The sequence below is a fragment of the Cryobacterium algoritolerans genome (genome assembly GCF_004402785.1).
Taxonomy (GTDB): Bacteria; Actinomycetota; Actinomycetes; order Actinomycetales; family Microbacteriaceae; genus Cryobacterium; species Cryobacterium algoritolerans.
The window spans coordinates 67,847-81,353 of record NZ_SOFP01000009.1 but is presented as its reverse complement, the minus strand read 5'-3'; the positions used below and the strand labels follow the sequence as shown (position 1 = coordinate 81,353).

10 protein-coding genes and 2 tRNA genes are annotated in these 13,507 nt (G+C 66.4%); 2 read left to right on the top strand and 10 right to left on the bottom strand.

What is annotated here, in order from left to right; genetic code table 11:
- Nucleotides 1–41: 41 nt before the first annotated feature.
- From E3O19_RS01525 to E3O19_RS01500, 6 genes are all read right to left on the bottom strand, one after another.
- A tRNA-Met gene (locus E3O19_RS01525) sits at nt 42–118 on the bottom strand.
- Nucleotides 119–151: 33 nt separating this feature from the next.
- Nucleotides 152–223: transfer RNA gene (locus tag E3O19_RS01520), tRNA-Thr, on the bottom strand.
- Nucleotides 224–309: 86 nt separating this feature from the next.
- Nucleotides 310–2,181, bottom strand: a complete 1,872-nt coding sequence (locus E3O19_RS01515; RefSeq protein WP_134564856.1) for a glycoside hydrolase family 13 protein — start codon at nt 2,179–2,181, stop codon at nt 310–312.
- Between the two features lie 6 nt (nt 2,182–2,187).
- Entirely contained in the window at nt 2,188–3,123 is a 936-nt protein-coding gene (locus tag E3O19_RS01510) for a sugar ABC transporter permease (RefSeq protein WP_134564855.1), read from the bottom strand.
- A gap of 1 nt (nt 3,124) precedes the next feature.
- Nucleotides 3,125–4,654, bottom strand: coding sequence for an ABC transporter permease subunit (locus E3O19_RS01505; protein WP_241981126.1), 1,530 nt, complete (start codon nt 4,652–4,654; stop codon nt 3,125–3,127).
- Nucleotides 4,655–4,935: 281 nt separating this feature from the next.
- A complete protein-coding gene (locus E3O19_RS01500) occupies nt 4,936–6,216 on the bottom strand; it encodes a sugar ABC transporter substrate-binding protein (RefSeq protein WP_241981125.1) in 1,281 nt (426 codons plus the stop codon).
- Nucleotides 6,217–6,581: 365 nt separating this feature from the next.
- Between E3O19_RS01500 and E3O19_RS01495 the strand changes: the two genes are divergently transcribed.
- Nucleotides 6,582–8,279, top strand: coding sequence for a glycoside hydrolase family 13 protein (locus E3O19_RS01495; RefSeq protein WP_134564903.1), 1,698 nt, complete (start codon nt 6,582–6,584; stop codon nt 8,277–8,279).
- 129 nt (nt 8,280–8,408) lie between these two features.
- Here the strand turns inward: E3O19_RS01495 and E3O19_RS01490 are convergent, their stop codons facing one another.
- Nucleotides 8,409–9,305, bottom strand: coding sequence for an endonuclease domain-containing protein (locus E3O19_RS01490; protein WP_166804413.1), 897 nt, complete (start codon nt 9,303–9,305; stop codon nt 8,409–8,411).
- Nucleotides 9,306–9,595: 290 nt separating this feature from the next.
- Between E3O19_RS01490 and E3O19_RS01485 the strand changes: the two genes are divergently transcribed.
- Nucleotides 9,596–10,390 carry a GTP pyrophosphokinase gene (locus E3O19_RS01485; RefSeq protein WP_241981124.1) on the top strand — a complete coding sequence of 265 codons (795 nt, stop codon included), beginning with the start codon at nt 9,596–9,598 and terminating at the stop codon, nt 10,388–10,390.
- Between the two features lie 83 nt (nt 10,391–10,473).
- Here the strand turns inward: E3O19_RS01485 and E3O19_RS18530 are convergent, their stop codons facing one another.
- The 3 genes from E3O19_RS18530 to E3O19_RS01470 all read right to left on the bottom strand — a co-directional run bounded on the left by E3O19_RS18530 (nt 10,474) and on the right by E3O19_RS01470 (nt 13,476).
- Nucleotides 10,474–11,868, bottom strand: a complete 1,395-nt coding sequence (locus tag E3O19_RS18530) for a M23 family metallopeptidase (protein WP_134564852.1) — start codon at nt 11,866–11,868, stop codon at nt 10,474–10,476.
- Between the two features lie 309 nt (nt 11,869–12,177).
- Nucleotides 12,178–13,011, bottom strand: coding sequence for an inositol monophosphatase family protein (locus E3O19_RS01475; RefSeq protein ID WP_134564851.1), 834 nt, complete (start codon nt 13,009–13,011; stop codon nt 12,178–12,180).
- 204 nt (nt 13,012–13,215) lie between these two features.
- Complete coding sequence (locus E3O19_RS01470) at nt 13,216–13,476, bottom strand: hypothetical protein (protein ID WP_134564850.1); 261 nt, start codon at nt 13,474–13,476, stop codon at nt 13,216–13,218.
- Between the last annotated feature and the right edge of the window lie 31 nt (nt 13,477–13,507).

The window sequence follows — 13,507 nt, the reverse complement described above, 5'->3', positions numbered from 1 at the left end:
GGCCCGGCATCCTCTGGATGCCGGGCCTTCGCCGTATGTTCTGGTAGCGGGAGCGGGAATTGAACCCGCGACACCACGATTATGAGCCGTGTGCTCTAACCAACTGAGCTACCCCGCCACGGCCTGTCGGCTGCAAGAGCTTCCAAGCCTGAGCCCCCTGTGGGAATCGGACCCACTACCTCTTCCTTACCAAGGAAGTGCTCTACCAATGAGCTAAGGGGGCAAAGCTTCCGTTGGGCAGAAGCTGAGCCTTTGTTTTTCGGCAACCGGTAAAGATTATCACCAACTCCGCACGCCCGTTGACCGCGCTCAGCCGACGGGCGCCCGAACCCCCGGAAGGGCCCACGCCGTGAACGACGGGCCGTTCGCAGTGAAGCGGATGCCGCCCGCCTCCACTCTCAGGTCGGCGTCCCCGAAGAGCCGCGTGGCGGCCTCTGCTCCCGCCACCGCCCAGCCGGGGATCCCGGCCTCCCCGGCCGCGCGGGCCGCCACCAGCAGCACCGATTCCCCCGCGGTTTCGCGCACATAGGCGAGCACATCGCCGCCCACGTGCAGCCAGCGCATCCCGCCCTCGCTCAACGCGGGGTGCGCCGTGCGCAGGTGGATCAGCGCCGAGTAGAGGTCGATCGTGCCCGCAACCCGCGGTTCGTCCACGCTCGACCACGGGATCGGGGTACGGGAGTGCTCCCCATCGACTCCGATCAGGTCGAATTCGTCGCCGGCGAAGACCATCGGGATGCCGGGAAGCGTCACCGACATTCCAAAGGCCACCGGCACCCCACCGTCGATCGCGTGGGTGCGGAACCGGGGCGTGTCGTGGGTGTCGAGGGCATTCATCGTGGCCAGCCGGGTGCGCCACGGGAAGCCGGCGACGAATCGTTGGTGAGTGGCGACGAACTGGCGCCCGTCGTACTGCGGGATCGTGGCGTACGGCAGGCCGAAGAACGACGAGGACGGGCTGCCCGGCCGCGACAGCCAGCTCCAGAGCGGCCGGGTGAAGTTCGTATAGGTCATGGCGCCGTGCCAGCCGTCGCCCTGGAAGTCGGCCGACGCATCGTTGGTCGACTCCCCCAGCAGGAGCGTGTCGGGGTTGGCCTCGACCATGGTGCGGCGGATGGTCTGCCGCACATCGGCGTTCAGGTCCTCTCCCGCGAGGCGGCCGGTCATGTTGGCCACGTCGATCCGCCAACCGTCCAGGTGGTACGGCGCCTGTAGCCACTTTGCGACCACGGAACCCTCCCCCTCGATGAAGCGGCTGCGAAGCTCGGCGGATGACCAGTTGAACTTGGGCAGGGTCGGCACGCCGAACCAGGAGGTGTAGGTGCCGTGCTCGGCGTCGAGCCAGTAGTAGAAGGAGCTCTCGGCGGCATCCGGGGCGAAATGCGCTGCCCTGAACCACTCGTGTCGGTCGCCGGAGTGGTTGGAGGTCAGGTCGCCGATCACCTTGAATCCCCGGTCGTGGGCGGCCTCGACCAGTCGCACCAGCGCGGCGTCGCCGCCGAGCGCCTCGTCGACCTCGCCGAAGCTGGAGGCGTCGTAGCGGTGGTTCGACCCGGCCGGGAAGACCGGAGTGAGATAGAGCAGTGTGACGCCGAGCCGCTGCAGGTGGTCGAGGTGCAGGATGATGCCGTCGAGGTCGCCGCCGTAGAACTGGTGTGAGCGACCTGGGCCGACCTGATCTACCGGGTCGTCCCAGTTCGCGGGGCTGGCCCACTCGGGAGTTTCCCTGGCGTCGGCGGCCGGGGAGCGCCCGAACCGGTCGGGGAAGATCTGGTAGATCACGCTGGAGGTGGCCCAGTCGGGCGCCGCCGGGTAGGCGAGCAGCTTGAAGTCCTCGGTGTCAAGGGTCTCGATGCAGGACAGGCCGGTGGCGTTCAGCCACCAGTGGGTCCCGTCGTCCAGGTCGATCAGGAACCGGTAGCCGTGCACCGGGTTTTCCACCAGGATCGCCGCTTCCCACCACTGCCAGCCGTCCGCGGTGCCGAGGAGCCGGGCCGCGTCGAATCTCGGCTCCTTATCGGGGTTGGACCTGGCGTAGACGGTCGCCACGGTTCCGAACGACTCCGGGACGCGCAACCGCACCCTGACGCTCTCGCCCAACCCAGGGTTCGGCGTGGAGACGTGGAGCGGAGAGCCGTCGTGGTGGGGCAGCAGACGCGGAGACTCGTCCTGCGCGCGCATGCCGTACTACTTCACGGATCCGGAGATCAGCCCGCCTACGATGTATTTCTGCAGGGCGAGGAACACCGCCATGACCGGCACGGCCGCCAGCACGGCGCCCGCAGCGAAGATACTCCAGTTGTTCGAGAACGCCTGCGACACGAACGAGTACAGCCCCACAGCCAGCGTCTGGGTGCTCGGGTCGGTCAGCACGATGCTCGCGATGACGTATTCCCCGGTCGTCGCGATGAACGACAGGAGACCAACCACCGCGAGGATCGGCGCGACCAGGCGCAGGATGATCGTGAAGAAGATCTGCACGTGGCTCGCGCCGTCGAGCTTGGCTGCTTCGTCGATCGAGACCGGGACCGTGCTGAAGAAGCCGTACATGAGGTACGTGTTGACACCCAGCGCCCCACCCAGGTAGACGAGGATCAGGCCCAGCTGGCTGCCGAGGCCGAGGATCGGGAACACGTTGGAGATGGCGGACAAGAGCAAGAAGATCGCGACGACTGCCAGGTATTGGGGGAACATCTGGATCAGCATGAGCGAGAGGAGCCCGGCGCGGCGCCCACGGAAACGCATCCGCGAGAAGGCATATGCGGCCAGGGCACCCAGGAAAACGGTGCTGACCGAGGTGACCACCCCGATGAGAATCGTATTCAGGAACCACATCGCAAACGGCTGGTCCGGATTCGTGAACAGGTTTACGTAGTTCTGCAGATCGATCTTCGTGAAGAGGGCATTCGAGCCCACGAGGGAGCCACCCGGGTTGAATGAGGCGCTGAGCACGTAGAGGAGGGGAAACACGGCGAAGATCGCCATGATCACGCCGATGAGGTGTCGCCAGCCCGTGTCGCGGAACCACCGGCGGAAGCTGAACGGTCGTTTGGTCATGGCGACGGGGACGGGCAGGTTCCCGCTGGTGTGGGCGTCGGTCGTGGTGGGAGCGGTAGTGACCATCTCAGTTGATCTCCTCAAGGGCCTTGGTCCGTCTGAACGCGATGATCGAGATGGCGGCGACCAGGATGAAGATCAGGATCGACAGCGCACTGGCCAGCCCGTAGTCGCGCGCACCGCCCTGTCCGAAGGCAACCTTGTACACCATTGTGATCAGCAGGTCCGTTGAGCCGATGTCGAAGGTCGTGTCGGTGAAACGCGGCCAGCCCTTGGTGAGCATGTAGATCACGTTGAAGTTGTTGAAGTTGAACGCGAAGGACGCGATCAGAAGTGGCGCGACCGAGACCAGCAGCAGTGGCAGCTTGATCGACCTGAAGACCCGCCACGGATTCGCACCATCGACGCGGGCCGCCTCTTCGAGTTCCTCCGGCAAAGACTGCAGGGCCCCCGTGCAGACCAGGAACATGTACGGGTAACCCAGCCAGAGGTTGACCAGGAGCACACTGAATCGCGCCAGCATGGGGTCGGTGAGCCACGGAATATGCGCGCCGCCGAAAATTACCTGGTTGACGAAACCGAATTGCGGATTCAACAAGCCGGCCCAGACCAGGCCGGACAGGAACGCGGGGAATGCGTAGGGCAGAATCACCAGGACGCGGTAGAACTTCTTGCCCCTCAGCCGTGGGTGGTTGAGCACGATTGCCAGGAACAGACCGAGTGCAAAGGTGGTCAGCACCGACAGGATTGCGAAGGTGAATGTCCAAAGAATGACGCGCCACAGCGGACCGCTCAGCTGTTGATTGGTGAACGCTTTGACGAAGTTGTCGATACCGACGTCGACCTTCCAGCCGGGGCTGAGGGTTTTCGCGCCATCCGCCGTGGCGAACGAGCCACGGCCGGAGTTGACGTAGACGACGTTATTGCTGTCGGCGAAGGTGTCTGCCTTGGCGTCGTATTGCAGGTCAGACCGATAGACGTAGGCCGCGCTGGCGTCATCGGTGTGCAGTGCCCCCGCGCTCGGGTCGTCGGAGAGCGGGACCCGAACGGCAGTGATGGCACTCTGGTTGGCGAGGATCTGGGACAGGTTGAGGGTCGTATAACCGTTGAGCCCGATGGCCTTCCCCGTCGAGTCGAGGGTGGCGTTCGGGACGACCTTCAGTGGCTGGTCGGCCGAGCCGATCTTGACCGCGCCGTCCGGGTCGGTGACCAAGAAGGAATAGGCGCCGCCGTTGTCAAGGATGGTGAGTTGATAGGCGGGTGAATCGGCGACGCGTTTCTCCGCGACCTGGATGATGCTGCTGACGGCATCTTCCTTCGTGCTGTTGTGCCCGTCGCTGTAGTTCGTGAAGGCGATGTAGCCGCTGAACAGCACCACGAAGACCTGGAAGATGAGCAGGAAAATGACCCCGGGAGTCAGGTACTTCGCCGGAAGCCGCTTTCCCCTGCCGAGATAGATCCAGTTGACCAGGCCGGTGATAAGCACCGTTGCGGCCAACGGCACCCACTGGTGCAGTCCGAGCATGATGAACAGAGCGTAGACCGCGAGCGCATCGAGGATGCCCAGCAGGACGATCTTGACCAGCAGTGCGGTCATCTCGCTCCTGAGGCGTTCCGGCCTCTGCCCCCGCTCGCGAGGGAGGGACTTCGTGGGCCTCTTTCGCACGAGCGTCTCTGCTCGGCTCTTGCCGTCGGCTGCCATGGTCTGGTTGTGCTCCTCAGTACTGAAAGTGCTGCGCCGGGTTAGGGCTCCGAACGGAGAACCGCTTCGACTGGGGTTTGCGATGGACGCGGCGTAGCGCCGGGCCCATCGACCCCGTTGCGGCCAGATCGGAACCGGCGCACGCGCCGGTTCCGATCTGGCCCGCGGGAAGGGTGTTAGCCCTTGATCTTTGCTGCAACGTTGGTCGTGGCCGTTGTCCAGACGCTGGTGGGTTCACCGTCGCCCTTGATCAGCTGCAGCTCGGCGGAGCCCCAGTCTGCCCAGACCGAGGCCATCTCGGGGATTGCAGGCATGGGAACGCCGGTCAGGCCGATGTCACCGAACGACTTGACGTCGGCATCCGTCTTGGCAATGGTGTCGTAGGCGCTTGTCAGTGCCGGCGGGCGTCCGCCGACCTTGTACAGCTCTTCCTGCACGGCATCGGTGCCAAGGTAGTCAACCAGGAACTTCGTTGCCGCGATCTTGTTCGTGCTCTTCGCGCTGATGAAGAAGGCATTGACACCGAGGAACGGCTTCGCCTCCTGGCCACCGGCGGAGGGCAGTGCGTCGATGGCGTACTTGATGCCTGCGTCCTTGATGGCCGGCACGTTCCAGGGGCCCGTCAGGTAGTACGCCGACTCGCCCTTCTTGAACGCGTCAATGGCGATGTCACCCGTGATGTTCGGGTTCAGGATGCCGTCCACACCCCACTGCTTGACGGCCGCGGCGAACTTCAGGCCCGCGTCATCGCCCAGGGTGAGCTTGCTCGGGTCGTAGGTGCCGTCGCTGTTCTGGGCGAAGACGGATGATCCGAACGAGGTCTGGAAGGGGTACATGTGGTATGGGTCGCCCTGCTTGGGGTCCAGCCCGAGGAGGAACGGGTACTTCACCGTTGCGCTGTTGGCGGCCACTGCCGCCTTGCCGTTGGCGATGACCCCGTCGAAGGTGGTCGCAACCTTCGGCGCGAGGGCCGTGTTGCGCAGGAGCGCCACGTTCTCGATCGAGTACGGGAGCCCGTAGACCGTTCCATCGTAGGTGACGGCCTGGACGGCGACCTTGGCGAAGGCGGCCGCCTTGTCACCGAGCTCAAGCGGAGCTACGACGCCGTTCTTGACGTATGCGCCGAGCTTGTCGTGGGGGCTGACGATCATGTCGGGGCCCTTGCCGGTCGGAACCTGGCTGATGAAGTCCTGGTCGACCGTGGCGAAGTCCTTGACGACCAGCTTCACCGTTACGCCGGTGTCTTTCTTGAACTGCGCGGCGACGGTCTTGAGCGCGGGAGCGCGCTGGGTGTCGACCCACAGGGTGAGCGTGCTGTTGCCGCTCTTGGTCAGGTCGCTGCCGCTGCTGGCCGGGGAGGAGCAGCCGGTCAGCGTAGCGGCCGAGAGAGCCGCGACCGTTACCGCGGCGATGCCCAGCCAGGACCGTTTGGTCACCTTCATTGGTGTGCCTTTCATCTGTGTGAGTGGGATCAAGATCCCATCGCGCAGTGGCGAGAGGACAATCTCCCTGAAGCTTTTGTGCAAGCGCTTCCAGTTATAGCAAGCCATTCAGAATTCCGCAAGACGACGGTACATTTTGTGATCTCTCGGGCCAGTTGATGAGATTTAGAACCGAGTAGTCGGCCGTACCGGACCACGAAATATGCCCCGGACTGGAAACGCTTTCATTAATTGCTGGTTCTGTGGAAAGCTTGACGAGTGGCGTGCGCCACCGCAGCACGTTCCTGAGGCGCACCAGCACACCCCGTCGTAAGGAATCAGCAGCCGTGAACACACCATCAGCCAGGGAGCACACCGCCGTGCGCGAAGTCGAACCATCCATGACCGGCGAGGCGCCGACAGAACACGATCGGACACCGGCGGAGTGGTGGCGTACCGCCGTGATCTACCAGATCTATCCCCGTTCCTTCGCGGACGCCAATGGTGACGGCATGGGTGATCTCGCCGGTATCACCGGGCGCCTCCCTGCCCTCCACGACCTCGGGATCGACGCCATCTGGCTGTCCCCGTTCTACACCTCTCCCCAGCACGACGCCGGCTACGACGTGGCCGACTACTGCGACGTCGACCCCATCTTCGGCACCCTCGCCGACTTCGACACCCTGCAGCACACCGCCCATGAGCTGGGCATCCGGGTGATCGTCGACCTCGTGCCGAACCACTCGTCGAGCGCGCACCCCTGGTTCCAGGCAGCGCTCGCGGCCCCGGAGGGCAGCGCCGAGCGGGCGCACTACATCTTCCGCGAGGGCAAGGGTCAGCACGGCGAGTTCCCGCCGAACAACTGGGAATCCGTCTTCGGCGGCAACGCCTGGACCCGCCTCACGAATCCCGACGGCACGCCCGGCCAGTGGTACCTGCACCTCTTCGACACCACCCAGCCGGACTTCGACTGGGACAACCCGTGGGTACGGGCTCAGTTCCGGGGCGTGCTGCGGTTCTGGCTGGACCGCGGCGCCGACGGTTTCCGGGTGGATGTCGCGCACGGCATGATCAAGGCGGCCGGCCTACCCGACTACACCCCTCCTGTCGAGGGCGGCAGCATGGGCGGCGCCACGGTGACAGAACCGGGCATCATCGCCGAGTGGGCCGAGACGGCGCCGTACTGGGCGCAGGGCGGAGTGCACGAGATCTACCGGGACTGGCGCCTGGTGCTTGACGAGTACCCCGGGGAACGCATCCTCGCCGCCGAGGCGTGGGTCGACCCGCTCAGCCATGTCGCCGAATGGGTGCGCCCAGACGAGATGCACCAGGCCTTCAACTTCGCCTACCTGGAGACGCCGTGGGGCGGCCCGACGTTGCGCCGCGTGATCGACGACTCCCTCACCGCGTTCAGCGCCGTCGGCGCACCGAGCACCTGGGTACTCTCAAACCATGATGTCGTGCGCCACGCCTCGCGCCTGGCCCTGACCGCGGAGAATCTGCAGGGCCACGGAATCGGCCCCAAAACGGCGGGCCTGCCCGACACGGTGGTGGGCCTCCAGCGTGCCCGCGCCGCCACCGCCCTGATGCTCGCCCTGCCGGGCTCCAGCTACCTGTACCAGGGCGAGGAACTCGGGCTCCCCGAGGTCATCGACCTTCCGGACGCCTCCAGGGAAGACCCAACCTGGTTCCGCACCAACGGCGAACGCTACGGCCGTGACGGCTGCCGTGTGCCCCTGCCGTGGGAAAGCGCCGCGCCCTCCTACGGGTTCGGCCCGACCTCGGCCAGCTGGTTGCCGCAGCCCGCGGAATGGGGCACGCTCGCCCGCGACGCGCAGGAGGGCGTCCCCGGGTCAACCCTCGAGTTGTACAAGCTCGCGCTGCGTCTGCGCCGCGAACACGCCCTGGGACTCGGTGCGGTGGACTGGCTGGCCGGCTTCGGCGACCCGATTGTTCATTTCCGGAACGGAGGAGTCGTCGTCGTCGCCAACACGGGCACCGAGCCGATCGAGCTGCCGGCCGGGGAGCTGCTCCTGACCAGCGAACCGCTTGCCGGGCGCACCCTGCCCGGCGACACCACGGCCTGGCTGCGCGCCTAGACCACTCACGCCCGGGGTGCTCGGGTCGCACCCGGGCGGCCCGGGTTCCTCCGCACCACCATCCGCGCATGCAGGATGCCGCGCAGGCACTGGCCCCACCTGGCCTCGCGCTACCGCCGCATCCTGCATTCACCTTCCGGAGGCCGGCCCAACCCGGGTGGCGCGCCAGCGATGCTCATCTCCGCGAACGAGCGCGAGGATGCCCACCTCCACCCACGGGCGGTTCTCCATGATCATCCGATAGGTGATCCGCAGCACGAGGTAGCCCTGCTGCACAAGTTCGAAGTCTCGTCGGCGGTCCTCCTCGAATGCGAGTCCGGTGTGAAACTCCTCGCCGTCGAGTTCGAGTACGAGCCGATCACCGACGAGCAGGTCGACCCGACCGACCCGGGGCAGCCGAACCTGGCTCCGCACCCGGATCCGCTGCCGCACGAGGAACAATCGCACGAGCGTCTCCAGCCCCGATTGGCTCCCACCGTCGCAGAGCGCAAGCAACGCACGGCGGTGCGGAACAATTGCCCTGGCCAGATCGTCCAGCTGGTGCGGTCGCAGTTCGCCCAGGTTGAGCGCGGAGTCGAGGGCGATCAGGGCGGAATCGCCCTGGCCGCAGGCGAACATCTCGGCGAGGGCGCGCACCAGGGGATCACGGGCCTCCCCGGTTCCGGCAGCCGTGCTGTAGTGCACGCAGACGCCGTGCCGAGCGGGGTCGAGCCTGATTGCCCGATCTTCCGGCGACGCCAGCCGACTCGCCGTGCGCGCCACCCGCACGTGCAGGATCGGGTCGGCCAGCAGCCACAGCCCGTGCAGCCGGGCAACGGATGCCCCGGTGAGGCTCCCGCCGACCCGCGCCGCGCGCGCGACATCAGTGGGCGTCCCCGGCACCGCGAACCAGCCGTTGCGCACGCGCCAGATGGCTCCTGAACGGAGCGCGGACGTGGCCTGGGCGCGAGTGACGCCCGAGGAGACCAACTGGCGATAGTTTGCGACACCGCCACGCAGGGTGATCGCTACCGCAGCATCCGTCATCGTCACAGGAAGGCGCGTTAGGTGGCGCCCGCAACGACCATCGCTAAATCTGTGCACACTTCCCCCCGGGCAACAGCCCCAGCGCAGGGTTGCCTGGCGGGGTGCATCGTGCAGGATGCCACGCTGGCGCTGGCCCCACCCGGCCCCGCCCTGGCTACACATCCTGCATTCGCGGCCGGACCTCGAAGCGTGGCTAAGCGGGCGACTGGTTCCCTTGCCAGCCGACCCGCAACCCCGAGTGGGACAATCGGCATGCAGCGCCGGTCGTTGGGCGCGCAGGAGGAGTAAACGTGGCCATCAGCGGCATCGACAAGGGGTTCGACACCGCCGGGAGCGTCGCCGAGCGCCGGGAGCTGAAGACCGAGCTCACCCGATTCATGATGTCGTACAAGTTCGCGACCGACGAGATGATGACCAAGATCAACATCCTCAAGGAAGAGTTCAGCTCGATCCACGACTACAGCCCGATCGAACACGTGAACTTCCGGCTCAAGTCGCCGGAGGGCATCCTGAAGAAGGCCGTCCGCAAGGGCTGCCCGCTCGTGCTCGATGACATCCGCGCCCAGGTCCAGGACATCGCCGGCATCCGGATCACCTGCAGTTTCATTTCCGACACGTACCGTATCCTCGACATGCTCACGAGCCAGCAGGACATCACCGTACTCGAGGTCAAGGACTACATCGCGGCGCCGAAGCCCAACGGCTACAAGAGCCTGCACCTCATCGCCGCGATCCCCGTCTTTATGTCGGACCGGGTCGAACCGGTCACGGTCGAGATCCAGATCCGCACCGTCGCGATGGACTTCTGGGCCAGCCTCGAACACAAGATCTTCTACAAGTACCAGGGCAAGGTACCGGTCGACCTCGTGCACGACCTGAAACAAGCGGCGGATGTCGCCAATCGCCTCGATGTGAAGATGGAACGCCTGCACGACCAGGTCGTCGCCCTCGAGCCCGAGGACCGGGCGGAGACCGACACCTTCAGCATCGCCGGGCTCTCGCAGTACGCGCTGCCCGAGGGGTTTCTCACCGCGATCAGCCGCGCCCGTCTGGACGAGGAACTGCCCGAACGCGACCGCGCCTGAGCCGAGGCGGCCCGGGCCCTCAGAAGCGCCGCTGCACCGTCTGATCTGCCCGGCGCCAACCCGGAAACCGCACGGGCGCGATGCTAATTCGTGTTGGCGCGGAGCCAGACGAGCGGGTCGACCTTGGTGCCGTCCTTGCCGCCGAGGCGGATTTCGAAGTGCAGGTGCGGCCCGGTCGACATCCCGGTGTTCCCGACCTGGCCGATGACCTGCCCGACCTTGACCACGTCGCCGGTCTTGAACAGCATCGAGCCGTGGATCATGTGCGCGTAGACGCTCGACACGAGCTTGCCGTCGATCATGTGGTCGATGATCATGTGCACGCCGAGACTGCCTTCACCGTCTTCGGCGACGCTCACGACGCCGTCCGAGATCGCCTGGATCGGGGCGCCGATGCCCGGATTAAAGTCCTGGCCGCCGTGGTTGGACGAGCAGCCGGCGCAGTCGCGGAAGCCGAACCGGTCGCCGATGTGCACTCCGACAGCGAACGGCCACTGGATCGTGCCGTTCGGGTTGTTGGTGAACGTGGCTTCCATCCGGATGCCGCTGGCCGCCGCGACCTCGGCGATGGTCTTGGATTCGTAGCCGTCGCGCTGCACCGTGATGACGTCGGTGCCGCCGTCCATGGTGAGCGTCTGTGCGGGCTCGGTACTGGTCTTCCGCAGGGACGCGTGGGCAGCGGCCTGAACATCGGCGGAGGAGAGGAGCGCCTCGGCCGGCAGGGAGGTGGAGACGGCCATCAGGGCGACGAAGGCCATCGCCACGAACGTCACACCGGTCGTCGCGAGCCGCCGGGCGATTCGGCTCGTCGGCTTGGTGGTCTGGGGTGACCTCGGTGCCGCGGCCGGCGCCATGGCGATCGCCCGGAGCCGAGGGGCTTCAGCGAACGATGCCGCGGGCAGGGCCGTCTCAGGGAGTGTCGCTGCGGGGCGTGCCGCGTCGGCGGGCGTCGTTTCACGGAGTGTTGCTGTGGGACGTGCTGCGTCAGCGGGTGTCGCTGCCGGGCGCGCTGGGTCGGGGAGTGACGCGGCCGGCTGCAGGGTGGAGTGCTCGGAGCGCGCTGCGGCCTGCCTGGCACGGGCTTGAGCGCGGGTGGGAAACTGGATCGGTGTCGAGGTCGTGACCGGCGAGACGTCCGTCTGGAGGTGCTCGAGGTCGGACATCGGGGCCTCGGATGCCGCGGGGGCCGCGATGAGCCGATCCGTGTCCGGAATCGTGACCGTGTCCAGCTCGGGCAGGTGCGCGTCCGCGTCGGCCAGGTCCTCGGCGAGCGGCCTGGACACCCGCGCAGGTTCGAGCGGCTCTGGCTCGAACGCGGTCGCCGGGGCCGGTTCCGGGGCCCGCTCTGGCTCGACCGGCGCAGCGGGCAGGGACGCCGCGACAACACGAGAGTCATAACGGCTCGTGTGACGCGCGTCGGCAACCTCCACTGGCGCCCGCTCCGCACGCTCACGCTCGCGCAGTTCACGACGGGTCAACGACGCTCCTGCGAAGGGCTGTCCTGCCGGGTCACTCGCATCGGGCGCAGAGGCAGCCGATGAGGGGAAGCGAGGGGGCAAAGGAGAGGTTCTTTCGGTGCGTTGGACAGGGGGCCAGGAATGTCATCTTGGCCAGCGCCAAAGTAACGAATCACTACAGGGTAACCCGTGAACCGCCGATTTCCCATTCGGCGAGGCCGAATGACACCCGAACACGGGGGTGCAGGGGCCTGTCGACGGAGGCTCCCGGCAGTGCGCTGCCGGTGGCGACTCGCCCGGGATCCTGCGGATGCGTGCGGCGTGTCGCCGTCACAGACCGCCTTCGTCCATGTGCCGGTCGAAGAGTGCGGAAAGAATCGGTTCAAACACCTCGTAGAGGTCGGGTGCGCCGGCAATCAGCAGCTCGATTCCCTCCCGGTCGTCGCCGAACCCGCCGACCCTGGCTCCGGCCTCGCGCGCGACCAACGCCCCTGCCGCATGATCCCAGGGGTTCAGGCCGCGCTCGTAGTAGAGGTTCAGCCGACCGGCGGCCACCCCGCACAAATCGAGGGCGGCGGAGCCGATCCGGCGGATGTCCCGCACCTGGCCGACCAGGCCCCGCACGACGTCGGCCTGGCGCTCCCGGCGGACGGCCTGGTAGGAGAAACCGGTGCCGAGCAGCGCGAGCGACAGGGGGACGCCGGAGGGAACCTGCAGCCTGTGCTTGCCGAGGAATGCACCGTGCCCGGGCGCCGCACTGAAGAGCTCGTCGGCGGCGGGGTTGCGCACTGCGCCGGCCAGGGTCGTCCAGGTCGCCGGGTCGGGGTTGCCCTCAACGACGGCGATGCTGACCGCCCAGGCCGGGATGCCGTAGAGGTAGTTGACGGTGCCGTCGATGGGGTCGATGACCCAGGTGAGACCTGAGCTGCCGGGTGTCGCGGCGGATTCCTCACCGAAGAATCCGTCGTGAGGCCTGGCGGCGGCCAGGCGGCGACGGATAAGTGCCTCGGTCTCGCGGTCGGCATCCGTGACCACGTCTTCTGGCGATGACTTGGAGGCCGCGACATGCACCCCCGCAGCCCGTCGGGTCAGGGCGAGCTCACCGGCTTCGAGGGCGACGTCCTGGGCCAGGCGGAGCAGTTCGGTCGAAGCGGGAGCGGTCATGCTCCAACGCTACGGGACACGCAAAGAGTGGGTGGCAAGTGAGGGATTCGAACCCGCTAAACAGCCCCGGAATGACGCGGGAAACTCTGCACAACCCCGGAATATCAACGTTTTTGAGGGTGCTTCGATTCTTGGACCACGTTTGAATTGTGGGGAGTTGTGGGGTTTCGGTGGGGGGACACCTCGCCAGGGGCGCGCAGACGACTAGACGAAGATGGCGACAACGGCCGCGGCGAGCGATGCGACAGCGAGGCTAAACGAGCACCAGGCGATGATCCTCGAATGGCGTTCCGATCGAGCAGCATCGGCTCGTGTCTGCTCGGCGATCTCCAGACCTGCGCGCAGCGCATCCTCCAGGTGCTGCAAGAGCTCGAGCTGATCCCCCGCTGCCCGATCTGCGGCGCCGTGATAGGCCGGGAGCGAGTACTGAATTTGCGCACCGTTGGGAGGCAGGTAGCCGCTCACCAATTTAGGGGCTCCCCTGAAATGGTACTGG